This is a genomic window from Moritella sp. JT01, from assembly GCF_001574435.1.
Lineage (GTDB): Bacteria > Pseudomonadota > Gammaproteobacteria > Enterobacterales > Moritellaceae > Moritella.
Window position 1 is genome coordinate 162,182 of sequence record NZ_LOCN01000004.1, and the last position, 26,641, is coordinate 188,822.

The window sequence follows — 26,641 nt, forward strand, 5'->3', positions numbered from 1 at the left end:
AATATGTCGAACAAACTCAGAATATTGTTACTCAACGGACCGAATCTAAATCTTTTAGGTAAAAGAGAACCTGAGACTTACGGCTATCAAACACTTAGTGACATTGTAGAACATTTAAACGATGTTGCAACTCAGCACGATATTGATCTGCGCCACGAACAGTCTAACGCAGAACACGAGCTCATTAATCATATTCATGCAGCGATGGGAAATACTGATTTTATCATTATTAACCCAGCTGCATATACGCATACAAGTGTCGCAATTAGAGATGCATTATTAGGGGTTTCAATCCCATTTATCGAAGTACACCTCTCTAATGTACACGCACGAGAACAATTTCGTCATCATTCTTATCTGTCAGATATCGCCAAAGGCGTTATTTGTGGATTAGGGGCTGATGGTTATGAATTTGCGTTGCTTTCTGCTGCCAAACAGCTAAAGCAAACTAACAACAAATAATAAAGAGATTATGATGGATATCCGTAAAATTAAAAAACTGATTGAACTTGTTGAAGAATCTGGCATTGCAGAATTAGAGATTTCTGAAGGCGAAGAGTCTGTTCGAATCAATCGTTTTAGCAGCGTGGCACCACAAGTACAATACGCACCTGCTCCTGTAGCACCTGTGGCAGCGCCGACTCCAGCGGCAGCAGTTGAAGCAGCTCCAGCAGAAGTAGCGGGCCATCAAGTTCGTTCTCCTATGGTTGGTACTTTCTATAATGCCGTATCTCCAGGTGCAGCACCGTTTGTTGCTATTGGCCAAACAGTCAATGTTGGCGATACACTTTGTATCCTAGAAGCAATGAAAATGATGAACCAAATTGAATCAGATAAAGCAGGCGTAGTTAAAGCTATCCTAGCAACAGACGGTCAAGCTATTGAGTTTGATGAACCTCTTTTCATCATTGAATAACGACGGAGTTTACAATGTTGGATAAAGTTGTTATCGCCAATCGCGGCGAAATTGCACTACGTATTCTTCGCGCTTGTAAAGAATTAGGCATCAAAACTGTTGCAGTTCACTCAACCGCTGATCGTGAATTAAAACACGTATTGCTGGCTGATGAGACAGTTTGTATTGGTAAACCTGCGGCAGTAGACAGCTACCTAAATGTACCTGCAATCTTAAGCGCAGCAGAGATCACAGGCGCAGTTGCCATTCATCCTGGTTACGGTTTCTTAGCTGAAAACGCTGATTTTGCTGAACAGGTTGAACATTCTGGTTTTATTTTCATCGGCCCTAAAGCTGAAACTATTCGTCTAATGGGCGATAAAGTATCTGCGATTGCGGCAATGAAAAAAGCCGGTGTACCTTGTGTTCCAGGTTCTGATGGTCCCCTTGATACAGACGCTCAACGCAATAAGAGCATTGCTAAACGCATCGGCTATCCGATCATTATTAAAGCTGCCGGTGGCGGTGGCGGTCGTGGTATGCGTGTTGTTCGTGAAGAATCTGAATTACTTGATTCTATCGCACTCACGCGTAACGAAGCCGGTTCATTCTTCGGTAATGACATGGTATACATGGAGAAATTCCTAGAGAATCCACGTCACATCGAAGTTCAAATACTGGCTGATGGTCAAGGTAATGCAATCTATCTTGGCGAGCGAGATTGCTCACTACAACGTCGTCATCAAAAAGTAGTTGAAGAAGCGCCAGCACCGGGCATTACCGCTGACATTCGTCGTCATATCGGTGAACGCTGCAGTCGTGCTTGTGTTGATATTAACTATCGTGGCGCTGGTACTTTCGAATTCCTGTATGAAAATGGCGAATTCTATTTCATCGAAATGAATACCCGTATTCAGGTTGAGCACACGATCACCGAAATGGTTACTGGCATTGATTTAATCAAAGCACAGTTACGTGTTGCTGCTGGTATGCCATTAACGATATCGCAAGATGAAGTGCGCTTAACAGGTCATTCAATTGAGTGCCGTATTAACGCCGAAGATCCAGAGACATTTATTCCAAGTCCTGGTCAAATCAAACGTTTCCATGCCGCAGGCGGTTTTGGTGTACGTTGGGAATCGCATGTTTATGCGGGTTATAAAGTACCACCGCACTACGATTCAATGATCGGTAAGTTAATCACTTATGGTGAGAATCGTGACGTTGCGATCTCAAGAATGCGTAATGCATTAAGCGAGATGGTGATTGATGGTATTAAGACTAATATCCCACTGCATTTAGATATTTTAAGTGATGAAAACTTCCAGAATGGTGGCACTAACATCCATTATCTAGAGAAGAAATTAGCGCTAAAAGCGCAAAACGCGCAATAGGCTTTAAATCAGTTCTAAATAAGAGTTAAGCTCATTGAAGATCAAAAAACCCAAGCGATTTACTCGTCTTGGGTTTTTTATTATGCGCCTAAAAGTTAGCTGGTATGACCTCTATAATAACCACCCTATTTATCTGCATTTCCGTCTCACATTACCGTTGATCATCTAAAACGCGTTATAAAAATAAGCGAAAAACACTAAATGAAAATATTCGCATAAAACAAACCAAATAAATACACTCAAAAACAATAGCTTACACCGCATCGGTAAATGACACCGTTCGTTTAGAACATTTATCCTGAACCTGCATATAATTTTTATTCACCATTGCTATAGGCATTATTTTTTCGACCGTAAAAAAAAGTACTGTGTACAAGCACCCCGTAATCACTATACATTTTATGGTAGTTTAATATCAATTTTAACAATGGGATAGGATATTTCATTGCGTCAACAGCGTTAATTTGGGGAATATTATGAAGCTAAAATCTATACTTTCGGCGGCAATATTTACCGGCTTATTTTCAACAGCAGGTATTGCAGGGACGATCACTTCACAGGACGACAATGTGGTCGTTGGTTACTGGCACAACTGGTGTGATGGTGGTGGTTATAAGGGGGGTAACGCCCCTTGTGTTGACCTCAGTGAAGTCAACCCGCAGTACAATGTAGTCAACATTTCATTTATGAAAGTTTATGATACCGCAGAAGGTCGAATCCCAACCTTTAAGCTAGACCCAACGATAGGTATGAGTGAAGCTGAATTTATCGAGCAGATCAATACCCTTAACAGTCAGGGACGCAGTGTACTACTCGCCCTTGGTGGTGCAGATGCACATATCGAGTTAACTCGTGGTGATGAAGATGCACTCGCAGCAGAGATTATTCGTCTTACAGATCGTTATGGTTTTGATGGTCTCGATATCGACTTAGAACAAGCTGCGATTACAGCGAAAGATAATCAGTTTGTTATCCCGACCGCATTAAAAATGGTGAAAGATCATTACCGTAAAACCGGTGACAACTTTATGATCACCATGGCGCCCGAATTTCCATACTTAACTGTAAATGGTGCTTATACACCTTATCTGACCGAGCTCGATGGTTATTATGATTTTATTAACCCGCAATTCTATAATCAAGGTGGTGATGGTCTCTGGATTGAAGGCGTGGGTTGGATAGCACAAAATAATGACGAATTAAAAGAAGAATTTATTTACTATATTGCTGACTCTCTCATTAACGGCACGCGTAATTTCTACAAGATCCCACATGATAAACTGGTATTTGGACTGCCTTCGAGTAATGATGCCGCAGCCACCGGTTATGTCAAAGACCCTCAAGATTTGTATCGTGCGTTTGATCGTTTAAAAGCACAAGGACAACCACTGCGTGGTGTCATGACCTGGTCAGTAAACTGGGATATGGGGACAGACGCAGCGAACAACAGTTACAATCAGCAGTTTATTAAAGATTACGGCAATTTTATTCATAATCAATTACCGCCAGTCGTCGATATGACGCCAACCTTGGCTGGTATTGTCGATACACGCATCGAACTTAATGGTAGTTTTGATCCTTTAACAGGTATTACCGCTAAAGATTACCAGGGTAATGACATCACGGGTGATATAGAGATATCAGGTCATGTTGATACGAATCAAGTCGGTGAATATCTATTAACGTACAGCGTCAGCAGTGATGATAAAACAGAAAACCAAGTGCGTAAGGTAACGGTATACGAAGTATTACCAAGCATTGAAGGTATCACAGATACCACGATTGTGATTGGGGGTCAGTTTGATCCAATGCAAGGAGTTACAGCAAACCATCCAACCCAAGGCGATCTCACCAGTAACATCACTGTCACAGGAGCGGTAAATACCGATGTTATAGGTGAATACGAGTTAACTTATACCTTAACCTACGGCCAAGATAATCAACAGACCATGACGAATAAACGCACCGTTACCGTGGTTAGCGATATTGTTAATAACAGTGATTGGCAAGCTGATACCGTCTATGTGGGCGGAGATAAAGTCACTCATAACGGTTCAACATGGACAGCGCAATGGTGGACTAAAGGTGAAGAACCGGGAACAACAGGAGAATGGGGGGTTTGGCGCAAGTAGTCAGTAACTAAACGCTTTATAAATACATAACCTAAAAAATCCAGTATTAGCACACGTTAATACTGGATTTTTCATGACATTTATTACTCACTGAACAGTGTATTACTTATCTGCCTTACCGGCCGCATTAGCAAACTTAGCCAACTGTTTATCTAACCAGAAAGGTGCCGTTTCGTTATCTTCACAACGTTCTTTACGACGAATCGCATTACGTACCATCATGGTGCCTAACCAACGTATAGGCTCAGGAGGAAAGCCGCCTTTCGGCCCTGTCGTTAAGCCGTTATCACTCCATTTGTCATTATGGCCAAGCAACATAGATGATAATATTTTGCCACCGATCCAAGTCTGGCCAACGCCACTACCTGAATAACCAAAGCCATAATAAATATTGCCTACGTCTTCAATTTTACCAAAAAACGGCAGTCCCGTTGCAGAACGATCGGAAGGGCCAGTCCAAGTCACGGCAAACTCTTCATCCACCAGCGTCGGAAATAATTTATCAAACGACTCACGTAATAACTTACCATAACGGGTCGATTTATCGAATAAAGGTCTGACTGCATTGCCATAAGAGAAATGATTACCTCCCTTACCTAACATTAAGCGGCCATCTGGCGTAGTACGGTAGTAATGCACAAAGGTACGTGAATCCAGTACGGTTTTGCCCTCTACCAAACCCATTTTTTTCAACTTTTCTGGTATTGGTTTAGTGATTGCCATGTCTGAAGATACGACTACGATCTTATTTTTAAATTGTGGAAATTGCTCTAACATCCAAGCATTCAATGCCATCACCGATTTCGTCGCGTAAACAGTCCCTTTCGGGGTATTAATCACAATTTTATGCTTTGTTTTTTTATTGCTGTTTGTTGACGTAATCGAATTATCATTAATGGCTAACATCGGGGTGTTTTCATAAATACGTACCCCGAACTGTTCTGCTACGCGCTTTAAACCACGCGCTAATTTACCCGGTTGTACACTTGCGGCGACGGGAGAGAAATACCCAGACTGATGTAATTCAGACCCGGCATGTAACTGTACTTTCTTCGCTTCCCACGCCTGCCAACTGTTTAATTCATGTTTATCTAACGCGGCTAACGTTGCCTCTAAACCACCGGTTTGCGCAGTATTCGTCGCGGTAAATAGAGTCCCATCACGACGCAGTTCTGCATCAATTTGATACTTTAAACAAAAGGCTTCTATTTCATCCACGGCTTGCTCTGACGCTTTCACTAGTTCAACTGCCTGCGCTTCGCCATACAAACGTCGCATCGACAAGTACTTGGTCGACCACGTTAACATGCAACCACCATTACGACCCGATGCGCCACTACCACAGAGACTTTTTTCGATGATCATTACATCCAGTGTTGGTTGCTGCTGTTTTAGCTGAATCGCGGTCCATAACCCTGTGTAACCACCACCAACAATACACACATCTGCGACGGTATCTGCAGTTAGGGTTTGTGGTTGCACATTATTCCGGTAGTCATCTTCAAGATCCATCGCTTGTTGGAACCAAAAAGGTTGAAATTCAGGCTGCTTAGTCATGATCACACTCTGTGTACTTTTATTTTCATGTAACGAAAAATAGCTAGCCCTATGACTAGCTATTAACTTTAACCACAACCCTGACGCTTAATGATTACAAGCGACAGGTTAAAGGCTAAATAAACGATTATGGACGTTCGCCAGCGGCTAAACGAGCATCAATATCAGCAACCACTTGCGGCAGGTCAGCAATGGTATCAATCAGATAATGAGCATTAAATGGCGTGAAACGATCACGGGCTTTTTCACGCGACAGGTATAATGTTGCTTCATCTGCGGCAAGGTATTCCGCTAACGTCAGACCAGCCTCGTTACCCGATAATAATAAGCCTACAGTCCACATTCCTGCGTTATGGCCTTCTTCAATGCCCGGTACGGAATCATCGACTTTAATACACGCACCAACATCGGTAACAGCCATATCAATCACATTCTTAAGTACCATGTAAGGTGCTGGACGACCGCCTGCTGGTAAGTCATCAGTGGCGACAACACAATCTGGCACATAACCTTTTTCTGCAGCAACTGGTATTAACTTGTCCATAACAACGCGAGGGTAACCAGAGCACGAACCAATTTTAACGCCTTGCTGCTTTAGCCCATTCACAACATCGAGTGCGTGCGGGATGGGATCAGCGTACTCACCCACTTTTGCGATCTGTAGCGGCATAAATGTTTCGTAAATCGCATCAATCTCAGCGGTACTAATCGTCGAACCAAACTGTGCTTGCCAACGCGCAGCAACGTCAGGTAATTCAGATACGGCTTTAATGTGATCCCATTTACCGAGACCCATCGGAACCCGCGCTTCCGCTAAGCTAATATCAAAATCATATTGCGATTTAAATGCCGCAATAAAAATAGTGGTCGGAGCAAATGAACCGAAATCAACGATAGTGCCCGCCCAATCAAAAATAACAGACTGAACATGATTAAGTTTTACTGATTGATCTTGTACGATATTAGACATAATAATATTTTCCAAAGTAAGCTTTTGTTAATGATTTTGTTACAAATTTTTATGAAAACTGATCTGCTAACAATGCAGTTAAGCACGACAATACTGCGATGCAGGCAGCTATCAACGGTGTATTAGCCTCCAAGTTAGTCATCACTTCATTCATGCACTTAATTCCCAATATTTAGCTGTTTCCATCGCCACTAATAAGCGCTGGATATCACTTGGATGTACATCACCAATATTACCGATACGGAAACAGTCAGCGTTTGATACCTTACCTGGGTAAATAACAAAGCCTTGCTCTTTAAGGCGGTTATAAAATTCTTTAAATTGGTAATCACTGTGCGTTGGTGAATAGAACGAGGTAATAATTGGCGAATGCAATGATGCATCTAACAAGGTATCAAAACCCAGCTTCGCCATTCCTGCGACTAAGGTTGTTTGGTTTTCTTGGTAACGTTGATGACGCGCCGCAATACCGCCTTCTTCTTCAAGCTCTAATAACGCTTGGTAAAATGCGCGCACGGTGTGAGTTGGTGAGGTAAAGCGCCACTTGCCACCATTTGTTTCCATACAATGCCATTGGTCATACAGATCTAATGATAACGAGCGGGCTAGCCCTTTGCATTTTTCCAGTTCACTTTGGCGTGCAATCACAAAACCAAAACCCGGTACACCTTGAATACACTTGTTGGCTGAACTGATCAGGAAATCAACCCCCAACTCAGCCACATCCAGTGGAATACCACCAAAGCTCGACATCGCGTCCAAGATCACGATCTTGCCATGTTGTTTAGCCAGTTTAATCACATCATCAATCGGATTTAGCATGCCTGTAGTGGTTTCACAATGCACAATCGCGACATGGGTAATACTGTCATCGGCGGTTAGTTTAGCTTCCACTTCAGCAATGTTTGGTTGCGCAGTTTCACCCGGCGTAATCACGTCACAAGCGATATTTAAGTAATCTGCAATCTGGGCTATACGGGCACCATAAGCACCGTTATCAACCACCAACAATTTGCCATCAGCAGGAATAACACTGCCAATTGTCGCTTCTACCGATGCAGTGCCACTGCCTTGCATCAGTACACTGGTATAACCCGTTTGCTGAGTCGCTAGTTGAACTAACTTAGCGCGAATAACTTCAACAATGTCTTTGTTATATTCATCATCCCAAGTACACCAATCTTTTAGCATGGCTTCTCGTACACTTGCAGTTGTAGAAAGTGGACCCGGTGTTAGTAATAAATATTCGTTTTTCATCTCTGCTTCCATTTGGACTATACCAGTTGATGAGAACTCTAGCAGTGGAGTGCTAGCTTGGTAAATAGCTCAACAGCAGAATTCATAAAAGGTTCATACTCACGAGTCTTTAGAAAAAACACCGAGACAAAAACGCAAATATAAAAATAGATGAAATCTCCTAATTAATTGAATTTAAATAAATTGATCATATTTCTGTCACAAAACAACTCTATCATCGTACTCAACAAATCTGGTACAGACCAGAATCAACCGTTAATAATTTTTGGAGTTACACGAATGAAACAACGTTGGATTATAGGTTCTATCGCTGCCTTAGGCGCCTTATTCACTGCACCAGTATTTGCCGCAGAAGCAGTGGTGGTTTACACCGCATTTGAAACGGATGTATTAGCGAAATACAAAGTCGCCTTTGAAAAATCGAACCCTGATATCGAAATCAAATGGGTGCGAGATTCAACAGGCATCATGACGGCAAAATTACTTGCTGAAAAAAATAATCCGCGTGCAGAAGTAGTTTGGGGACTGGCGGGCTCATCAATGGCACTGCTTAAAAAAGCCGGTATCCTGAAACCTTATTCACCAAAAGGCGTCGAAAACCTGCGTACTAGCATGATTGACCCAGAAGAAAACAAAGCTTGGTATGGTAATGATGCTTGGTTTAATGCCATCTGCTTTAACGAATACGTAGCAAAACAGTACAACCTACCTAAACCAACATCATGGGATGACCTGCTTAAGCCTGTCTATAAAGGTCATATTGCAATGCCAAACCCAGCATCATCGGGCACAGGTTATATGCAAGTATCTGCATGGTTACAAACCATGGGTGAAGATAAAGGTTGGAGCTACATGACCAAACTGAATGACAATATTGCGCATTACACCCATTCAGGCTCGAAGCCTTGTGTACAAGCAGGCATGGGTGAAGTCGCGATTGGGATATCGATGGCATTACGTGGCGCAAAACTAAAAACCCAAGGCGCACCACTTGACGTGATCTTACCTGCCGGAGGTATTGGTTGGGAATCAGAAGCGGTTGGCCTCGTTAAACCATCAACAGCAGCCAAGCGGGTTGTGGATTGGTCAATCTCAAAACAAGCCAATGAATTATATAATGAGTCTTATGCATTAGTCGGCCATAAAGACGTCAGTAAACCCGTGAAAAACTATCCAAATGTACAAGACGCGATGGTCGAAATGGACTTTAGTAAAATGGCTAATGATCGTAAAGATGTACTGCATACATGGTCAGAAAAATTCGATTCAAAATCTGAAGCGAGATAATGATTAACCGTGTTAATTAAGCATTGAGATTAACAAGCTAGGCGTTATTTATAATGCCTAGCTTTATCGTTTATAGTCAATTATCACTCATATAAAAAACACTAAATATTGTTCCAAACTTACTATAAATAATTGTAAAACCTGATAAAAACACTCTAACTGTCATCAAACTGTCACTAACGCTGCCTACCATACTGGTATAGTCCAAACAACTCATGAGTAGTCAGATGAACACGTATCTCAACATCAATAATCTTGTTAAAAAATTCGGTGATTTCACCGCATTAAACGATATTTCTTTGCAGATCAATCAAGGCGAGTTCATCTGCTTTTTAGGACCTTCGGGTTGCGGTAAAACCACCCTACTTCGTGCGATTGCCGGATTAGATTTAGCAACATCAGGATCTATTTTACAAGACGGTAAAGACACGACCTTCTTACCACCAGAAAAACGTGATTTCGGCATTGTATTTCAATCTTATGCCTTGTTTCCCAACTTAACGGTTGCCGAAAATATCAGTGTTGGTTTACACAACCAAGGTAAATCAGTGGCCGAAACGGTGGACATTGTTAACCATTGGTTGGGGATTATTGGCTTAGCTGATTCTGCACCTAAATACCCGAACCAACTATCAGGCGGCCAACAACAACGCGTTGCACTGGCTCGAGCATTAGCGTTATCACCGGGGTTATTACTGTTAGATGAACCACTTTCGGCTCTGGATGCGCAAGTACGTGCTCATTTACGTGAAGAGATCCGCACCCTGCAACGTAAACTCGGTATTACCACTATCATGGTAACCCATGACCAAGAAGAAGCCTTAGCGATGGCCGACCGTATCGTGGTCATGAATCACGGGGTAATTGAACAAGTGGGCACCCCACAAGAAATTTACGATAAACCGGCATCGCGTTTTGTCGCTGAATTTGTCGGGAACATGAACTTCATTGCCAGCTCAACGATCAGCGATCAGCAGATCCGTATTGCTGACACCTTGCTACCAAAACCAAAAGAGACGTTAAGCCGTGGTGACATGTTTGACTTAGCCGTGCGCCCTGAAGATATAGAATTTAGCGATGACCCGCAAGATTTGCCCATACAAGTTAAAGCAATGGAATTCCAAGGGACTTATGTGCGAGCAGAGTGCCAACTAACGGGCAATATGAATGCACCTATGATTAAAGTTGACGTACCGATTCGTGAAGTAAGATCGCTCGGTTTAACCACTGGCGAATTCCGCCGTATTCGTTATAGCGACAATTACACCCATATATTCCCACGTAAACAAAGTAACTCATCAACAACAGTAAACACAAAATCGGTAGAGGCTTAACATGGATATGAGCATCAATAAAAAGCTGACTATGCCAAATTATATGCAAAGGCTCACACTGGCATTTAGCCGAGATAGCGCTATTCTTGCCAGTATTTTAATTATCTTAACCCTGCTGATGGGCTTTTTTATTTTAGCGCCCATGTTCACCATGTTTGCCAAAAGTGTCCAAGATATTGATGGTAACTTTATTGGATTAACAAATTTCACCGCGTATTTTGCATCAAGCGCTATGCGCAACTCGATTGCAAATACAGTCACGGTGGGATTAGTAACAACGGCTATCGTTGGGGGGCTGGCATTTAGTTATGCTTATGCATTAACACGTAGCTGTATGCCATTTAAGACCTTATTTCAAATTATTGGTTCGGCGCCGATTTTAGCGCCATCATTATTACCAGCACTCAGTTTAATTTACTTATTCGGTAATCAAGGCATTGCCAAAGAATTACTCGGTGGTGCATCCATTTACGGGATTGTCGGTATCACCATAGGCCTGACATTTTGGACCTTTCCGCATGCGTTAATGATCTTAACCACTGCATTACGTACTTCCGATGCGCGTTTATACGAAGCGGCAACCGTATTAAAAAATCATCCGGTAAAAACATTTTTCATGGTGACGCTACCCGCAGCAAAATACGGCGTGATTAGCACTCTAATTTTAGTGTTTACGTTAGTTGTGTGTGATTTTGGTGTACCCAAAGTGATTGGTGGCAGCTATAACGTACTGGCAACGGATATCTTCAAACAAGTTGTTGGTCAACAGAATTTTGCCATGGGTGCAGTAACCAGTGTGCTGCTACTCTTACCCGCAGTACTGGCTTTTGCCATTGATCGTCGCGTGCAGCGTAAACAACAAAACCTATTTGATGCACGCTCTGTCGCTTACACACCAACACCAGATAAATTACGAGATGGTATCTGCTTCTTATTCTGCAGTACGATAGCCTTCGCGATTATCACCATTATCGGCATGGCAATATACGCATCATTCGTCACATTTTGGCCATGGAACTTAACCTTAAGCTTTAACAATTATAACTTTAGTGAAGTGAGCACCTATGGCTGGTCGCCTTACTTTAACTCATTAACGTTAGCAAGCTGGGTTGCTGTTATCGGTACGGTGATTATTTTTATTGGTGCCTACGTGATAGAAAAAGGCCGGGGTTTTGGACCAATACGTCAGCTATTACAAATGATCACCATTATTCCAATGGCGGTACCTGGTATCGTATTAGGCTTGGGTTATATCTTCTTTTTTAACGATATAAATAATCCACTTAACGGCTTGTATGCAACCATGATCTTACTGGTGGTTAATACCGTGGTACATTACTACACGGTTGGTCACATGACGGCATTAACCGCGTTAAAACAATTACCGGCAGAGATAGAAGCGATTTCAGCATCGATAAAAATGCCACAGTACAAATCATTCTTTATCATTACACTGCCAATTTGTGCGCCTGCTATTATGGATATTGCCGCCTATTTGTTTATCAATGCGTTGACCACCACGTCAGCCGTTGTATTCTTGTATGCGACCGATACAATTCCAGCATCAGTGTCAGTATTAAACATGGATGATGCCGGACAAACGGGTTCTGCGGCAGCGATGTCAGTGATGATCTTAATCACCGCAGCGATCGCTAAAGTGATTCATTTAATTACGGCATCTTTTATCAATAAGCGAACTCAGGCTTGGCGTCAACAACATTAATAACAGACCATTTATTGCTGCCTGGCTACAGACATCGCTAGGTAGCCCATCGCTCGACACCACTTGTTCGACATAAAATAAATGAACTAGCATCAGAGGCTTTTGTGCAATACCTAAAAATTAAAGAAGAAATCTTACAGAAAATCGAATCGGGATTATTAACCTCAGGACAAAAGTTAACGTCAGAACGCAAACTTGCAGAGGCATTCAATACTACCCGCGTGACGCTACGCGAAGCGTTGTCTTTATTGGAATCTGAAGGTCGAGTATACCGTGAAAACCGTCGCGGCTGGTTTATTTCCCCAGCACCATTACGTTATGATCCGACCAAAACCACCAATTTTCACAACCTAGCCCTTAGCCAGCAGCGTATTCCAAAAACAGAATTGCTCAGTGCTACCATGGTACCAGCCGATAAACAGATCGCGCTGTTATTACAAATAGCACCACAGACTGAAGTGATCCGTATTCATCGGGTGCGTTATTTAGATGAACGTCCGGTTGTTCTTGTCACGAACTATGTATTACCTGAACGATTACCGAATTTACTCAGTCACGACCTATCAGCGTCGTTAACCGATATTTATCAACAACACTACGATACGCTTTATCAGCGCACCCATTATCGAATCCGTTCATCATCATTAGTCGCAGATACCGCCACCCCTTTACGCGCGACGTCAGGTTGCGCAGCCATGTATATAGAACGAGTGAACTATGATCAATATGACCAGTTACTCGATTGTGATCTGGAGTATTGGCGCCATGATGCAGTAACGATTGAAGCACAAGCCATTCGCCAAAAATAAACATTAATAATAAACCATGATAATGATTAGCCATAAATATAGGCATCAGAAATATCGATTTAAAGAGTGGAATAGGCTGTACTTTGTCAATGATTAGAAATAATGTAACATATCAATACAGGTCGACTAATATAGTCATTGAATAGTCTATGCAGTATATGCATATTTAACACTCTAAATGATAGGAACTTTATCCATGGAATATCTTGAACAACTACTCGAGCAAGCCCCTGAGATTGCTGCTGTTTACGGCACAAAAATATTGTTAGCGTTAGTCATTTTTATCGTCGGTAAATACCTTGCTGGCGTAATGAAAAAAATAACCTCAAAATTACTGCTAAAACGTAATATAGATAAAACAGTAGCCTCTTTTATAAGTAACATGGCATGGGGTGTAATATTTGTATTTACCATCATCGCCACCCTTAGCCAGTTTGGGGTGCAAACAGCCTCTCTGGTAGCGATTGTCGGTGCCGCTGGTTTAGCCATCGGTTTAGCGTTGCAAGGTTCACTTTCCAACTTTGCCGCGGGGGTACTTATCGTTATCTTCCGTCCTTGTCGCATTGGCGATTACATTGAAGCTGCGGGTGTAGCAGGTACAGTTGATGAAATTACTATTTTCTCTACACGTTTAATCACACCGGATAACAAAGTTGTGATCGCACCGAATGCCGCAATCATGGATGGTACAATTACTAACTATTCTGCATTAGGTCAACGTCGTTTAGACCTTGTGGTCGGCGTATCGTATGACGCAGACATTAAGCAAACGAAAGCGATTTTAATTGACGTTATCAAAAACAACGAGTTTACCTTACAAGATCCAGAATACACTGTCGGTATCTTAGAATTAGCAGACTCATCAGTTAACTTCGCGGTACGCCCTTGGGTTAAAACTAGCGACTACTGGGGTGCTTATTTCAGCATGCAAGAAGAACTTAAGCTTGCGCTTGACGCTGCTGGTATTGCGATCCCTTATCCACAATTAGACTTGCATGTACAAGGTAATCCAACACCACCAGCGAGCTAATTTTTACTGATAAATCATGTAGTGATAAAGATTTTTATAGATTCTTTACTATAAACAAGAAATGGGAGCCTAATGTGGCTCCCATTTTTATTCCTGTTCATCTTTGTTACAGTCCACCTTTGCTACTTTCTATCGTATTCAAAGGTCACGACGTTCAAATAATGGCCCTTCTTTAAAGCTATATCCGCTAATATGACTGTGCGGTAAACTGCCCACCGCTTTGCCAAACTGACGTTTATCTAAATTGATTAGATTCATGTGATCACCCGATTCAATATACAGTTGTTCCTGCTCGAATAACATATCATCCACCAGCATATCCATACCATAAATCTGCCCGAGTGAGGGGATAGCCCCTGGATCACAATCTTGAAATAGCGTCGCTAATTCATGCTCTGCCAATAAGTAATACTGTTTTCCTGTTTGCCGATTAATCTCACCAATTAATACATGCTTGTTTGCAGGTACTACCGCCATGAGATAATCGCCACCAATGTCGCGTAAAATAACCGCTTTAGCGACTTGTGAACTGGGAACGTGTGCAGATAGTGCAGAATTAAATGAACTTGCCGTGTGACGATGCTTAACTAAACTAAAATCGATATTGTGACTAGCCAAGAACTGGCCAACTTTGGTTGCCATACTCATTTTAGCCTCCATAAAATACTCTTTCAACAAGCAAAGTATGGAAGCTAAATCGCCACAACGCGAGTTAATCACCTCATTATTTCATGAATGATATTAAACTGTACTTGTTCTATATTTACGCTGCTTATAACGCAGTAAAATAATGGCTAATAGAGCATAACCAACCCCTTGGATTAATAACTGAGTTTGAAAGTGCCTTACCATCTCAAAATCAGCGCCCATTTGGTTTAATTGCAACAAGCCTTGAATCGCGGCGGTACTCGGAAATAATTGCGATACTGTGACCATCCAAGTTGGGATCTCGCTCAAAGGCCAAATAAAACCACTACTGAACAGTACCGGCATTGAGCTAAATAAAATAACCTGCGTCGCCGTTTCAGCTTGGTTATACAATTGCCCTAACGCCACCCCAAGACACACCACAGCGAACAAGAAGGGGACCAGTAGCTTAAGAATATCCCATGCTGCCGCTAAGCGATTGACGCCATACATATCCAATGCAAAGCCAAAGTAATACAAACTAAACACCAGATACAAACTGAGGAACACACAACAACGCGCCAGTAACAATAATGTCGGTGATGTGGTTAACCAATAGCCTTGCTCTTTCGCCCTTGAACGTTCGTTTTGACTGCCAGATAAAATACCACTGCCAATTAATAACGTTTGCTGCAAGATCAGGATAAACACCGCAGGCACCACATAATCCAAATAACCGTTCACCTGATTAAAGACAGGTTGTAAGTTTAACGAGGCGGGTTGCCATTGTTGCTTAGCTAACAAGATATTTTCTTTATCAACGGTTAATCTCGCCACTTTAATCTGCGCTGATAATGTCCCGCCCGCTTTCAGGATCCCCGATGCAATGGTCGAATACGTCATAAAGTAAGTAGCATCACCACCTAGCGATAAGGTGACCGCTTTTTTCATCAATAAATCACGACGGAAATGTTCAGGAATAATTAAGAACCCTTTAATTTCCCCTTGCTCAATTAACGCCTCAGCGTCCCTGACAGAATCAACTTGACCAGTAATACGGGTATCAGGACTGGCATTGACCATGCGTATTAATTCGCGACTCATCGAACTGCGATCATAATCAATCACCACTATTTCAGCATTTCTTGATACCTGCTGAGAGTACGGTAACGGATACAAGATCGAGTACATAATAATGCCACCAAACATGGTCAATAAAATGCTGCGATCGGCAAAAATACTTTTTATTTCGAGTACAACAAGTGCCAAGAATTTATTCATCTTCATGCCCCATTGCTGGCTTGTTTTTATTATTCAAAACTGCGAGATCACGATGGCGCTTAATACGAAATATTGCCACGACTAGCGTCAATACAAAGAAGCCTAATGACGTGAGTTGCGGTAACAAAGTCATAAAATCTTGCCCGTAATTCACCTGACCAATTTGCAACTGCATATAATGCGTAATCGGTAATAATGACCGCCATATTTGGGCTAACTGTGGCATATTTTCGGCAGGGAATGTCACCCCCAGAAATGCAAATGCAGGGGCTGAATAAGCCGCGCCGATGCTAATTGCTTGAGTCAAATTCATCGTTAACGTAAAGATAAATAATGCTATCGCTTGCCCCGCTAATACACCAGCGACCAGAATTAACAATAAATAACCCCAGTTGCCGTGCATGGGCAAACTTAAATAACCGTAAAAGAAACTCAAAAATAACAATCCATGGACCACAGAAAGTAAGGTATAAGGTAATAACTTGCCAATCACAGCACTGACGACGCCACCATCCGCACGCTGAAACCAGTTATTTTGGGTATTATTTTTGTATTCCGACCCAAATGCCAATAACACAGACACCAAAATAAAGATTTGCCATAGTGCGGGAACCGCGGCGGTAACTAAGAAAGGCACATAGTTAGTAGATCTATTGTAAAGCGGGTTAACCTGCGTTGAAATAGGCGCGACAACCCCTTTAATAACCGCCAGATTACCCCCGCTCGCCAACGTTTTAACCGCATCAATTTGCGCCGTAAACGTGGCAAAGGTTTTCGCCATATTCGACGATACCAGCTTACCAATTAACACATACTGCGCATTGTAGAAAGTACTGACCTCTGGGGTCATCGCGAGATAAATCTGCTTTTCAAACGCACGTGGAATATGCACAACCGCATACACCTCACCACGCTGCATTAACGCTTTACCTTCGGCAAGACTTGTCAATTGAGCTGTCACAGCGAGCGAAGGATTAGCATCAATATAACGCACCAAACTGCGTGACAATCGGCTGTGGTCTTGATCAACAACCGCGACCGCAAGATCACGTGGAATACCCTGTGAAAAAATAGCGTACACCAACAACATGCACGCAATTGGTAACCAAGTCACCAGTGATAGTTGCCATTTCGATGCCAATATCAGCTGGTTTTCCCGCTGCCAAACCGCTTTGACCTGGGTAATGAATAAACTCATCATCAAACCAACTTACTGCGCAGTCGCTGACGGAGCCAGCTCAACTAATACACTCATACCGACACGTAGATCGGCAATCGGCTTGACAGGTCTTGCTTCAATTTCAAAGGTACGTAAATCGAATCCTTTCGCACTGTCTGTCGAACGCCAAGTCGCATAATCTCCCATCACCGCAATATGTGACACGGTATATTGATACGTCCCTTCACCTAATGCAGGAATACGCGCCGTTAATAACGTGCCTTTTTTCAACCGTGGTAATAAGTCTTCTCGAATATTAAATACCGCCCAGCTATCGTTAATATCAACAATACTCACTACTGGGAAGCCTGTCGGTGCAAGCTCGCCCTCTTTTAATAAGATTTGAACCACTTCACCATCACGTAATGCATATTGCTTGGTATCTTTCGTGTAAGACTCGACTTCAGCGACCACACCTTCTGCCATACGTTCTTGCTCAATAGCGGCTTGCTTGGTTTCTTCACGCGCCCCTTCTTTCGCCATTTTATAGCCTTGATACGCCGCATTTTGAGTATATTTAGCCGCTTGCCACTTGGTGTAGACTTCATCACGCTTTTGCTCAGGCAATACCCCGTCTTTATAAAGGTTATCAACTCGCTGATAAGTTTTTTCCATCAACTGCGCTGCCGCTTGGGCTTTTTTCCACTGATCGTTAGCCGCAATAATTTGCTGTTCACGGGCACCCGATTCAGCTTGTTTACGCATTGCACTTGCCGCTGAACGTCCAGCTTTTGCTTGCGCTAATTTCGCTTCTAGTTCAGGACTAGCCAGTGAGAAAATTAATTGTCCTTGGCTAACCAGTTCGCCTTTTTTTACGTCTACCGAGGCAATTCGCCCCGGGATCTTAGACGATATATTGTATTGCTCGGCTTCGATTTGACCTTGTAGCAATATACTTTTCGGCTCGTAAGCACGATTGAATTCAAATGCCAGCCAACCGATAACTGCTAGCGCGACTACCGCAATGATGCCTGTTTTAACGTTACTCATTTATTTAACCTCGATACCATTAATGTGTAGATAGTCCATAAAGCGATCGATGTCGCCACTAACAGATAATAATTGGGCAAGTGATTTTACATAGTTATAACTTGCAGACAGGCGCTGAACGCGAATGCTGGTTGCATATAACTGTGCATCAGCCATTTCCAGTGATGTTGAGAGACCTTGGCTAAATGCTTTTTGACGCAGTACCACAGTTTCTTCTGATAACGCTTGGCTCGATGCCAAAGAGTTATATTCTTCTAACGCTTGGCTCATTTCCGCATAGGTTTTTTCCACTAGAATGGATAAATCTTGCTGCATTTGCATCTGCAATAAGTTCACCTGACGTACTGAACTTTTTGCTGCAACGACTTCTTGCGAAGTACCAGAACGTTCCATAATAGGAATACGAACACCAACGCCGACCATCCATTCAGGTAGTAGTTCACCAGTCGCAGAATCATCGGAATATAAATTATAATTACCGTACAACATCACTTCCGGTAAATGCTTGGCTGACGCCATCTTAACCATGCCTTTCGCTTGTTCTCGTTTGGCATTTAAGATCGCAATACCTGGATGGTCTGTTAATGTTTTGCTTAAATACGGCGTAACAGAAGTGATACTGTTATTCACAAATAATGGCGTGGTTGGTAATACCGAATCTTGCTGTTTTAGCATCTTGGTTAACGCAAGTTTAGCAATTTCATAATCACGTAATGACTTTTGCGCTTCAATTTGCGCTTTGTCTAACGAGACTTGCGCCATGAGTCGTTCAACTTTAGCTATTTGACCTTGCTGCTCTAATTTAACCGCGTGATTAAGGTGAACAGCTAGAGCATCCACCGCATCGAGACGAACTTGATAAACTTGCTCGGATAACACCACCCCAAAATAATACTGAACTAACTGAGTAAAGGTCGCGCGGGTGGCTAAATTATAATTGCTTTCCGCTTCATTCACTTGCGCTTGGCGAATATCTTGCGCCGCAGTAATACGACCACCAGTATACACAGGTAATAGCACATTCAATGACGAGTGAGCGAAATTTTGATTAGTGAGCGGGATATTAATAGAGGGTATAATATTCCCCAATGCTGGTGTATCAACTGAGATCGGTTTATCGAAATGAGTATATGACCCCGTAATATCAATATTCGGCAAATAGAGCGACTTAGCCGCACTCTGTAATGCTTCAGAATGTTTCACTTCTTCTTTTTTTGCTAGCAATCCATCATTCTTCTGTACCACTTGATACCAAGCTTCAGAAAAACCGATGGCCGCGGCTTGTACATTACAACTCAATGCAATGGCAGAAATAACGCCATAAAAGACTCTTTTCATACTTTATTCCTAAAATCACGCCGTTGTGGCATAGCCCGTCAACATTAATTAACTAATCTATTAATATCAAACAATTAAACAACGATGGGTAATATTTCCAATAACTGTACACATGGTCACGTTTATACAACAACAACTAAAAATAGAGTTTATACTCTAAAAAACAAATAAAAACGACAACAATGAATAACCAAAAACAAATGATAACGCATAAATTTGTCGATAACTATATCAGCGTTAGACTAATTTTAATAATAATTAACCCATAAGCGCACACCAGCAGATGTTAATCCACCGTAGTTACTATAATAAAAAGCGTGAATTTGTATTTAATTACCATATTCCGATGGTGTCTTATCGCTTAGATGCGTACAATTATGCCCACGAAATAACTGAGAGAAAATCGATGCCTTGGATCCAATTAAAAATTAATGCTAACGAAGAAACAGCTGAGAAGATAAGCAACATGCTATCTGGCGCAGGAGCAAGTGCTGTCACATTTATGGACTCACAAGATACACCAATCTTTGAACCACTGCCGGGTGAAACACTACTTTGGGGTGATACTGATGTAACAGGTTTGTTTGATGCAGACAAAGATATGCAGCCAATTCTCGCTTTCTTAGCAAAAACCAAGGTATTAGGTCCAGATTTCCGCTATAAATTAGAATTATTAGAAGATAAAGATTGGGAACGCGAATGGATGGAAAACTTCCACCCAATGCAGTTTGGTGAGCGTCTATGGATCTGCCCAAGCTGGCGTCCAGTGCCAGATGAAAATGCCGTTAACGTCATGCTTGACCCAGGTTTAGCATTTGGTACTGGTACCCACCCAACGACCGCTTTATGCCTAACATGGTTAGATGGCCAAGATTTAACTGATAAAACCGTTGTCGATTTCGGTTGTGGCTCAGGCATCTTAGCGATCGCAGCACTTAAACTAGGTGCAAAACGTGTGATCGGTGTAGATATCGACCCACAGGCGATTCTTGCTAGTCGTGATAACGCCGAGCGTAATGGCGTTGCAGACCAGATCGAACTTTATTTACCCGCCGATCAACCCGAAGGTATCAAAGCTGATATCGTGGTTGCCAACATCCTTGCAGCCCCGCTACGTGAGCTATCAGGACTTATCGTCAGCTTCTTAAAACCAGGTGGTAAACTGGCCTTATCAGGAATTTTGGATCACCAAGCAGCAGAATTGAACGAAATTTATCGTCAACACTGCATCATGGATGAACCAACATTCGCTGATGAGTGGGCACGCTTAAACGGCCAAATCAAATAATATTAGCCATACTGTTTTATCTACATAAGCAAATTCAAAATGAGGCTTGTGTAGATAAAACAAACAGTATGTACGTAAAAAACGTGCTAACAGTAATTAATCAGGCTAAAATGCAAGCTATCTCAATTTTACATTTAAACTAAGTGAAAATTGAATAATAAGTAATTTAGGTCGATTATCTGTTGTTATAATTTGATTTTGAGGTGTTTTTTTTACTATTTAATGATTTTAACTAAAAAAATATTCAATAGTCTAATTATTAACCTTTTAACTCGGGTGAAAACTGCGTAACATACGCCGCCTTAGAGCAAATGAGCCGCAACAGATGAAAATAGGTCCTTATCTTCTGGATAACCAATTATTCTTGGCTCCAATGGCTGGTGTTACTGACCGTCCTTTCCGTCAACTTTGTCGTGAATTGGGTGTTGGTATGGCCGTGTCAGAGATGTTATCGAGTAACCCTCGAGTTTGGTCTTCAGAAAAATCGCAACAACGCATGAATCATGCTGGCGAAACCGGGATCCGTTCTGTGCAAATAGCAGGGGCAGATCCAGCGCTGATGGCAGCGGCTGCACAACATAATGTAAAAAATGGTGCGCAGATCATTGATATCAATATGGGTTGTCCTGCGAAGAAAGTGAATAGAAAGATGGCTGGGTCTGCATTAATGCAACATCCGGAGCAAGTGAAGCTGATTTTAGACGCGGTAACGAACGCGGTTGATGTACCAGTAACACTAAAGATACGTACCGGTTGGGATCCAGAAAATCGCAACGGTATACAGATAGCAAAAATCGCAGAGCAAGCTGGAATTCAAGCCCTCGCGGTTCATGGTCGTACTCGAGCCTGCCTGTTTAAGGGCAATGCAGAATACGACACTATAAAAGCGATTAAAGCTAGCATTAGCATTCCTGTGATCGCGAATGGTGATATTGATAGCCCAGAAAAAGCAAAACAGGTACTTGAGTACACAGGTGCAGACGGTCTTATGATCGGACGTCCCGCTCAAGGTAATCCTTGGATTTTTCGGGAAATAAATCACTATCTTAAAACAGGTGAAAAATTACCCGTACCAACTGCTGACGAAGTTCGCCGAGTCATTTTGCAACATGTCGAAAACCTACACCAGTTTTACGGTGAGTTTAAGGGCGTTCGATTTGCACGCAAACACGTCAGTTGGTACATACAACACCAAACTAATGGTGTTGAGTTTCGTAAAAGCTTTAATGCATTGGAGAGTTCTAGCGAACAAAACCTTGCATTAATGAAATATTTTGATGATTTAAGCTAACGAGAAGAGCAATATATGTTTGAACAAAATCTGGCTCCTAGTGCCCTAACAACTACTGCAACCGTGCAACAAGCTGAGCAAATTGTACAGAAACCATTACGTGATTCTGTCCAACAAGCACTACGAAATTACCTTGCACAATTAAATGGCCAAGACGTAGAAAACCTTTATGACTTGGTATTAGCAGAAGTTGAAGCGCCAATGCTAGATATCATTATGCAGTATACTCGCGGTAACCAAACCCGTGCAGCTGTGATGATGGGCATCAACCGTGGTACTCTTCGGAAGAAACTAAAACGTTACGGTATGAACTAAGCGTCATTGTCATAACGTAATGTAATAAAAAGCCAGCCCTGATAAATCAGGGCTGGCTTTTTTTATACACAAAATAATGAATCGATTATATTTCAGGGGTTAATACTTGATATACATAACCGGGTAATTCCGTACTCAACTTAGTCGCTAATCGTTGCTCTAATAGTTGCTTACTTTGTGCTGAGATCTTAAATGGCCAGCGTTTATTACTAATACTGCTGTTGCCATCCATCACATTCAATACAATGTTTCCGCGTAACCAATACCACGCCTGACGTTGTTCTACAGCGCCTTTATCCAATGTTAATACTAGTTTGTACTGGCTATCATCTTTTAGCTGTACGCCAACCTCTGACGCCCCTCCCTGCAAAGACAATAATGTATGCTCATCTGTTGCCAACGTTGAAAATGATAAAGCAGCTAAACGGCTTTTAATCATTTTCGTTAAGGTTTCGACCGAATATTCAACATTAATGTCATTCCCCGTCACAACACGTAGGTTATTATTGTCATTTAAGCGTGTAATTTGACGCTGGCGGGCACTTTCTAATGAACTAAGGGCAGTAAGAGGGTTCGGCGCTTGCTGCTCAGCATACTTCACTGCCGCGCTTGTTTGTTCATCCGCAGCGCGTATTGATTGCATAAATAATGCCGCCGCAGGTGCTTTCTTCATTATTGCGAGACTAGACTGCTGGCCGCTAACCGGATCCTGCCAGCGTTCGACAATACGGGTGCCTTGCAGTACTTGCTGCGCTTGCGTGTTTACAAAACGAGATAAGGTTTGCTTGTTATCGACCTGACGAATAATACTGCCACTGACATTACTTTGACTGATACTTGCTTCGCTAAAATCAATACTTTCATCAGCAATCGATACTTCAAAAATTTTTGCTAAATTAGCTAATGCACGATTATCTGCCACACTAGCCGATTTCGCTTGACCAGATGCGCTTAAATAAACGTTTTCAGGATAGTTAACATCAGCACCATCTAACCAAGCTGGACGTTCAGGGGTACTACTACACGCGCTCATCAAGATTGCAGCAGCAGAAATTAAACTGGTGGAAAAGAATTTATTTATCATGTTGTCGTGTCCTGTAACAAGCGGTTACTTAGAAGCCCGTTCGCAAAGGATTACGGCCGGGCAAGTCATCAATAACTAAGGTGATAAAGTGTAGTATGCCTTTTTAGCGGCACTTGAGTAGAATAGTAAAACGGTTTTACCCGGCTTTAATAACAAAGGCTTGCCACTAACAACAACCGGAACGCCGGTAATGTTAGTCATCGCCACTGTTTTTGAGCTAATAGTATCGGCAAGTTCGGTATTCGACTGCGGTAAACTAAATGCATTGTCAGTCTCAGCAGCACTTTCAGCAACATTATCACGAATACTTGCTGTTGCATTCGTTAATGCAGATGCCGCCAATACTGGCATCACAGGCGCGATATCCGTGACTGAAAAACCTTGATTAATACTGGGTTGCTGTAAGTAATAAGTCCCTGGTTCAAGAGTCACACGTTGCACTTGAATGCTCGCTGGTAACATATTCCAACTGCGCACATCGGCCATTTCACTAACCATGCTGGTAATATTCAGTAACAAGGTCGCCAAGCCGTCCTTATCCTTTTTCTTCACTTCATGCAAAGCCGTTTGCTTAACAATCACCCGAGCTAATGCTGCCGCATATATATCAGCAGATTCAGCATCAAGATCGGCACGTGCTAATAAGTTTACATCATCAAATATTTCAGTTTCGGCAGGTTCACCAAGTACGCTAAAACGCCAAGGTACAGGCTTGACATAATTATTGTCATAATAAGGTAATGCCAAGGAAATATTATAGCCCAAACTTGGTACATAAACACTTAAATAACGCTGTTGCTTCGCTGATACAACACCGCCCCAATACACTAAGACCAACTGACTTTTATTGCGATCAGGCGATTTTACGTCATGGCCAAATTCTTTCACATATTTAGCATGTTCAGATCTGAGGCCTAATTGCTTTGACGCAAGCAGTAAACTGTCTTCCAATACAGTAGGTATCGTGAGTTTACTGGTTTGCATTACTTGGTAAGCTTGGCGATAACTGATCATGGCATTATCGGTTTCACCGCCAAGTTCATACACCAAACCACCCAAATAATAGCTACTTGATACTAATCCTGACAATCCCTTTTCAGGTAAGCTTTTGGCTAATTCTTGCATCTGCAATACTTCAACCCGCGCCCCATCAAGATCATCTTCCATCAAATAAGATAAGATCAATAACTGCTGTAATAACATGCGTTCACTGGCCGTACTGGTATAACTACGTAACGTTTCATTGACCGTTACGGCACCAATATTTTCGCTAATACTTAACGCTTGTAACTGATTAATTTCAATTTTAGCGGCTTGTAGTTCAACAATACCACCCGCAAAATCCCCATTTACAGCACGTAATAAGCCTAGTGTCAGTTTATATTGGGCCAAGTCACGCTCGGGGTATTCCCGTTGGGCCACCTCGGACAACACCTGACTGGCATTACCATTATCTAGCGTTTGTGCCAAATCATTTAGCTGATGCTGCTGCAGCGAGCAGCCTTGCAACAAGCTAAATACGATAACCGCGAGATAACGCCGCGAACGTAAAAATGTTAATACAGCTTTCATTACGACCTATTAATAACGTAGTTTACCGTTAGACACGATTTTCTTCAGTTTCTTCTGACCGACCCATACTTTACGGTTATCCGCTAAGCTGATCAGGCTTAAATCAACCTGGTAATAACGTACTTGCTCGCTATCCGCAGTATCAATGATGGTATTAATCTGACCTTTTAGAATAAAGTCTGCACCTTGCTCTTGGCCAGCGGCTTTACGTGTTGATTCCGATGAATTTAAATCTTGGTCAATACGCTCTTCACGGATCTCGTTACGCTCGTCACTTGATGCAACAAACTCAACACGGCCACTGTTAATTAATTCACGTTCCATTTCATTGACAAATGTTCTGGTATTAATGTGTTCATGGCTTAAGTTACGCACTGTACCTACGATCACAGCAGGTGCTTTACCTGTTTTGGCAGTGAAATTGTTATACCAAGGACGTGCTAACACATCACTGATCATTTCCTGCGCCACCATTTGTGAATCGGTGTCGTTCCAGGCTCCACTTAAATCCACCGTTTGGCCCGCATCAATACGCTCTACCGAGGTACTACAACCGACTAATAATGTCGATACTAAAATCGAACCTAATACTAATTTGAATAACTTATTCATTGCTATTTTCCTTTCCAATTTGACTAACTACTATTAATAATTACAATTTAATAAATACGGTTACTGCTTTAGTGCTAATGCTGCTGCACGCTTAACTGCCGCTTCAAGATCAGACAGGTCTAATTCTGCAAAGGCATAAATATCGCCATTATCTGGATTTTTCCAACGGCCTATAATTTTCACGCCATTCAGTGCTAATTTCGTTTTCGCTTTAATTTCGCGCTCAACATTTGCGCTGACTTCACCATTGGTCGCGACAGTATAATCAGCCTGCATCGCATCAACAGATGTCGCTAGGATACGCGCTATTTCGGCACGTGCACGATTATCGGCAACAGATTTTTGTAAAGATTCGTCAGCAATGCCATTTGACATTCCTACACCGTGCAATAAACGTCCAGAATCATTTTCAACTGCTTGAGTGCCAATATTAACCCAATCAGGTGCGCCACTAACACCTAAGTCGCTGTCAATGCTAGTTTGACTAGAACATGCTGATAATAAAGCCATTATCCCGACGGCGACAGTAACTTTAAATGCTGATATTTTCATGATTAATTCATCCCTAAAAAGTGTTTAGATAATATATCGTATTATAATTTAAAATAGTATTTAACCAAATACGCTCGCGCACCC

Annotated in this window: 24 protein-coding genes; 12 read left to right on the plus strand and 12 right to left on the minus strand. The window is 42.1% G+C overall.

Annotated elements, in window-relative coordinates; translation table 11 throughout:
• Positions 1-3: 3 nt before the first annotated feature.
• The 4 genes from aroQ to AKG98_RS04300 all read left to right on the plus strand — a co-directional run bounded on the left by aroQ (position 4) and on the right by AKG98_RS04300 (position 4,421).
• Positions 4-462, plus strand: a complete 459-nt coding sequence (aroQ, locus tag AKG98_RS04285; protein WP_067042036.1) for a type II 3-dehydroquinate dehydratase — start codon at positions 4-6, stop codon at positions 460-462.
• A gap of 13 nt (positions 463-475) precedes the next feature.
• Entirely contained in the window at positions 476-916 is a 441-nt protein-coding gene (accB, locus tag AKG98_RS04290) for an acetyl-CoA carboxylase biotin carboxyl carrier protein (RefSeq protein ID WP_067041884.1), read from the plus strand.
• Between the two features lie 14 nt (positions 917-930).
• Entirely contained in the window at positions 931-2,289 is a 1,359-nt protein-coding gene (gene accC / locus AKG98_RS04295) for an acetyl-CoA carboxylase biotin carboxylase subunit (RefSeq protein WP_067041886.1), read from the plus strand.
• A gap of 476 nt (positions 2,290-2,765) precedes the next feature.
• Positions 2,766-4,421, plus strand: a complete 1,656-nt coding sequence (locus AKG98_RS04300) for an immunoglobulin-like domain-containing protein (protein ID WP_067041889.1) — start codon at positions 2,766-2,768, stop codon at positions 4,419-4,421.
• A 102-nt stretch (positions 4,422-4,523) separates the two neighbouring features.
• On the opposite strand, the gene AKG98_RS04305 is transcribed toward AKG98_RS04300, so the two are convergent.
• The 3 genes from AKG98_RS04305 to phnW form a co-directional block, all read right to left on the minus strand.
• On the minus strand, positions 4,524-5,978 hold the full coding sequence (locus AKG98_RS04305) for an FAD-dependent oxidoreductase (RefSeq protein WP_067041892.1): 1,455 nt from the start codon (positions 5,976-5,978) through the stop codon (positions 4,524-4,526).
• A gap of 127 nt (positions 5,979-6,105) precedes the next feature.
• Positions 6,106-6,948 (minus strand): phosphonoacetaldehyde hydrolase, encoded by an 843-nt coding sequence (phnX, locus tag AKG98_RS04310; protein WP_067041895.1) that lies wholly within the window; start codon positions 6,946-6,948, stop codon positions 6,106-6,108.
• Positions 6,949-7,098: 150 nt separating this feature from the next.
• Positions 7,099-8,205: a 2-aminoethylphosphonate--pyruvate transaminase gene (gene phnW / locus AKG98_RS04315; RefSeq protein WP_067041898.1), complete on the minus strand. Its 1,107-nt coding sequence runs from the start codon at positions 8,203-8,205 to the stop codon at positions 7,099-7,101.
• 279 nt (positions 8,206-8,484) lie between these two features.
• Here phnW and AKG98_RS04320 point away from each other — a divergent pair, with 279 nt between their 5' ends.
• The 5 genes from AKG98_RS04320 to AKG98_RS04340 all read left to right on the plus strand — a co-directional run bounded on the left by AKG98_RS04320 (position 8,485) and on the right by AKG98_RS04340 (position 14,388).
• Complete coding sequence (locus tag AKG98_RS04320; RefSeq protein ID WP_067041900.1) at positions 8,485-9,492, plus strand: putative 2-aminoethylphosphonate ABC transporter substrate-binding protein; 1,008 nt, start codon at positions 8,485-8,487, stop codon at positions 9,490-9,492.
• A 227-nt stretch (positions 9,493-9,719) separates the two neighbouring features.
• A complete protein-coding gene (locus tag AKG98_RS04325) occupies positions 9,720-10,826 on the plus strand; it encodes a putative 2-aminoethylphosphonate ABC transporter ATP-binding protein (RefSeq protein WP_083543880.1) in 1,107 nt (368 codons plus the stop codon).
• 7 nt (positions 10,827-10,833) lie between these two features.
• Entirely contained in the window at positions 10,834-12,549 is a 1,716-nt protein-coding gene (locus AKG98_RS04330) for a putative 2-aminoethylphosphonate ABC transporter permease subunit (protein WP_228140200.1), read from the plus strand.
• A gap of 104 nt (positions 12,550-12,653) precedes the next feature.
• Entirely contained in the window at positions 12,654-13,358 is a 705-nt protein-coding gene (gene phnR / locus AKG98_RS04335) for a phosphonate utilization transcriptional regulator PhnR (protein ID WP_067041908.1), read from the plus strand.
• A 196-nt stretch (positions 13,359-13,554) separates the two neighbouring features.
• On the plus strand, positions 13,555-14,388 hold the full coding sequence (locus AKG98_RS04340; RefSeq protein WP_067041911.1) for a mechanosensitive ion channel family protein: 834 nt from the start codon (positions 13,555-13,557) through the stop codon (positions 14,386-14,388).
• Between the two features lie 138 nt (positions 14,389-14,526).
• Here AKG98_RS04340 and AKG98_RS04345 read toward each other — a convergent pair whose 3' ends face one another.
• The 5 genes from AKG98_RS04345 to AKG98_RS04365 form a co-directional block, all read right to left on the minus strand.
• Positions 14,527-15,036 carry an aminoacyl-tRNA deacylase gene (locus AKG98_RS04345; RefSeq protein ID WP_067041913.1) on the minus strand — a complete coding sequence of 170 codons (510 nt, stop codon included), beginning with the start codon at positions 15,034-15,036 and terminating at the stop codon, positions 14,527-14,529.
• A gap of 93 nt (positions 15,037-15,129) precedes the next feature.
• Positions 15,130-16,296, minus strand: a complete 1,167-nt coding sequence (locus AKG98_RS04350; protein ID WP_067041915.1) for an ABC transporter permease — start codon at positions 16,294-16,296, stop codon at positions 15,130-15,132.
• Positions 16,289-17,497, minus strand: a complete 1,209-nt coding sequence (locus tag AKG98_RS04355; RefSeq protein ID WP_228140201.1) for an ABC transporter permease — start codon at positions 17,495-17,497, stop codon at positions 16,289-16,291. The genes AKG98_RS04350 and AKG98_RS04355 overlap by 8 nt, the downstream gene beginning before the upstream one ends.
• A gap of 9 nt (positions 17,498-17,506) precedes the next feature.
• The gene (locus AKG98_RS04360; protein ID WP_067041920.1) at positions 17,507-18,505 is read right to left on the minus strand and encodes an HlyD family secretion protein; all 999 of its coding nucleotides are present in this window, start codon (positions 18,503-18,505) and stop codon (positions 17,507-17,509) included.
• Positions 18,506-19,843, minus strand: a complete 1,338-nt coding sequence (locus AKG98_RS04365; protein WP_067041923.1) for a TolC family protein — start codon at positions 19,841-19,843, stop codon at positions 18,506-18,508.
• 406 nt (positions 19,844-20,249) lie between these two features.
• On the opposite strand from AKG98_RS04365, the gene prmA reads away from it, so the two are divergent.
• The 3 genes from prmA (at position 20,250) to fis (ending at position 22,737) form a co-directional block, all read left to right on the plus strand.
• On the plus strand, positions 20,250-21,131 hold the full coding sequence (prmA, locus tag AKG98_RS04370; RefSeq protein WP_067042042.1) for a 50S ribosomal protein L11 methyltransferase: 882 nt from the start codon (positions 20,250-20,252) through the stop codon (positions 21,129-21,131).
• Positions 21,132-21,456: 325 nt separating this feature from the next.
• Entirely contained in the window at positions 21,457-22,422 is a 966-nt protein-coding gene (gene dusB, locus AKG98_RS04375; RefSeq protein ID WP_067041927.1) for a tRNA dihydrouridine synthase DusB, read from the plus strand.
• Positions 22,423-22,437: 15 nt separating this feature from the next.
• Positions 22,438-22,737, plus strand: a complete 300-nt coding sequence (gene fis, locus AKG98_RS04380; RefSeq protein WP_045108812.1) for a DNA-binding transcriptional regulator Fis — start codon at positions 22,438-22,440, stop codon at positions 22,735-22,737.
• A gap of 85 nt (positions 22,738-22,822) precedes the next feature.
• Here the strand turns inward: fis and AKG98_RS04385 are convergent, their stop codons facing one another.
• The 4 genes from AKG98_RS04385 to AKG98_RS04400 form a co-directional block, all read right to left on the minus strand.
• Entirely contained in the window at positions 22,823-23,821 is a 999-nt protein-coding gene (locus AKG98_RS04385) for an LPP20 family lipoprotein (protein WP_067041930.1), read from the minus strand.
• 75 nt (positions 23,822-23,896) lie between these two features.
• Positions 23,897-25,393 (minus strand): hypothetical protein, encoded by a 1,497-nt coding sequence (locus tag AKG98_RS04390; RefSeq protein ID WP_067041932.1) that lies wholly within the window; start codon positions 25,391-25,393, stop codon positions 23,897-23,899.
• A gap of 9 nt (positions 25,394-25,402) precedes the next feature.
• Positions 25,403-26,005: a penicillin-binding protein activator LpoB gene (locus AKG98_RS04395; RefSeq protein ID WP_067041934.1), complete on the minus strand. Its 603-nt coding sequence runs from the start codon at positions 26,003-26,005 to the stop codon at positions 25,403-25,405.
• Positions 26,006-26,065: 60 nt separating this feature from the next.
• On the minus strand, positions 26,066-26,557 hold the full coding sequence (locus AKG98_RS04400; RefSeq protein ID WP_067041937.1) for an LPP20 family lipoprotein: 492 nt from the start codon (positions 26,555-26,557) through the stop codon (positions 26,066-26,068).
• Positions 26,558-26,641: the final 84 nt, after the last annotated feature.

What these genes read in the sequence shown, in the direction of transcription:
- AKG98_RS04395 (WP_067041934.1), bottom strand. Translation starts at nt 26,005, where the DNA reads ATGAATAAGTTATTCAAATTAGTATTAGGTTCGATTTTAGTATCGACA.
- AKG98_RS04300 (WP_067041889.1), top strand. Translation starts at nt 2,766, where the DNA reads ATGAAGCTAAAATCTATACTTTCGGCGGCAATATTTACCGGCTTATTT.
- AKG98_RS04325 (WP_083543880.1), top strand. Translation starts at nt 9,720, where the DNA reads ATGAACACGTATCTCAACATCAATAATCTTGTTAAAAAATTCGGTGAT.
- aroQ (WP_067042036.1), top strand. Translation starts at nt 4, where the DNA reads ATGTCGAACAAACTCAGAATATTGTTACTCAACGGACCGAATCTAAAT.
- AKG98_RS04340 (WP_067041911.1), top strand. Translation starts at nt 13,555, where the DNA reads ATGGAATATCTTGAACAACTACTCGAGCAAGCCCCTGAGATTGCTGCT.
- AKG98_RS04350 (WP_067041915.1), bottom strand. Translation starts at nt 16,296, where the DNA reads ATGAATAAATTCTTGGCACTTGTTGTACTCGAAATAAAAAGTATTTTT.
- prmA (WP_067042042.1), top strand. Translation starts at nt 20,250, where the DNA reads ATGCCTTGGATCCAATTAAAAATTAATGCTAACGAAGAAACAGCTGAG.
- AKG98_RS04355 (WP_228140201.1), bottom strand. Translation starts at nt 17,497, where the DNA reads ATGATGAGTTTATTCATTACCCAGGTCAAAGCGGTTTGGCAGCGGGAA.
- AKG98_RS04305 (WP_067041892.1), bottom strand. Translation starts at nt 5,978, where the DNA reads ATGACTAAGCAGCCTGAATTTCAACCTTTTTGGTTCCAACAAGCGATG.
- AKG98_RS04345 (WP_067041913.1), bottom strand. Translation starts at nt 15,036, where the DNA reads ATGAGTATGGCAACCAAAGTTGGCCAGTTCTTGGCTAGTCACAATATC.
- phnX (WP_067041895.1), bottom strand. Translation starts at nt 6,948, where the DNA reads ATGTCTAATATCGTACAAGATCAATCAGTAAAACTTAATCATGTTCAG.
- accC (WP_067041886.1), top strand. Translation starts at nt 931, where the DNA reads ATGTTGGATAAAGTTGTTATCGCCAATCGCGGCGAAATTGCACTACGT.
- AKG98_RS04330 (WP_228140200.1), top strand. Translation starts at nt 10,834, where the DNA reads ATGAGCATCAATAAAAAGCTGACTATGCCAAATTATATGCAAAGGCTC.
- AKG98_RS04390 (WP_067041932.1), bottom strand. Translation starts at nt 25,393, where the DNA reads ATGAAAGCTGTATTAACATTTTTACGTTCGCGGCGTTATCTCGCGGTT.
- AKG98_RS04320 (WP_067041900.1), top strand. Translation starts at nt 8,485, where the DNA reads ATGAAACAACGTTGGATTATAGGTTCTATCGCTGCCTTAGGCGCCTTA.
- AKG98_RS04365 (WP_067041923.1), bottom strand. Translation starts at nt 19,843, where the DNA reads ATGAAAAGAGTCTTTTATGGCGTTATTTCTGCCATTGCATTGAGTTGT.
- dusB (WP_067041927.1), top strand. Translation starts at nt 21,457, where the DNA reads ATGAAAATAGGTCCTTATCTTCTGGATAACCAATTATTCTTGGCTCCA.
- fis (WP_045108812.1), top strand. Translation starts at nt 22,438, where the DNA reads ATGTTTGAACAAAATCTGGCTCCTAGTGCCCTAACAACTACTGCAACC.
- AKG98_RS04360 (WP_067041920.1), bottom strand. Translation starts at nt 18,505, where the DNA reads ATGAGTAACGTTAAAACAGGCATCATTGCGGTAGTCGCGCTAGCAGTT.
- phnW (WP_067041898.1), bottom strand. Translation starts at nt 8,205, where the DNA reads ATGAAAAACGAATATTTATTACTAACACCGGGTCCACTTTCTACAACT.
- accB (WP_067041884.1), top strand. Translation starts at nt 476, where the DNA reads ATGGATATCCGTAAAATTAAAAAACTGATTGAACTTGTTGAAGAATCT.
- AKG98_RS04400 (WP_067041937.1), bottom strand. Translation starts at nt 26,557, where the DNA reads ATGAAAATATCAGCATTTAAAGTTACTGTCGCCGTCGGGATAATGGCT.
- AKG98_RS04385 (WP_067041930.1), bottom strand. Translation starts at nt 23,821, where the DNA reads ATGATAAATAAATTCTTTTCCACCAGTTTAATTTCTGCTGCTGCAATC.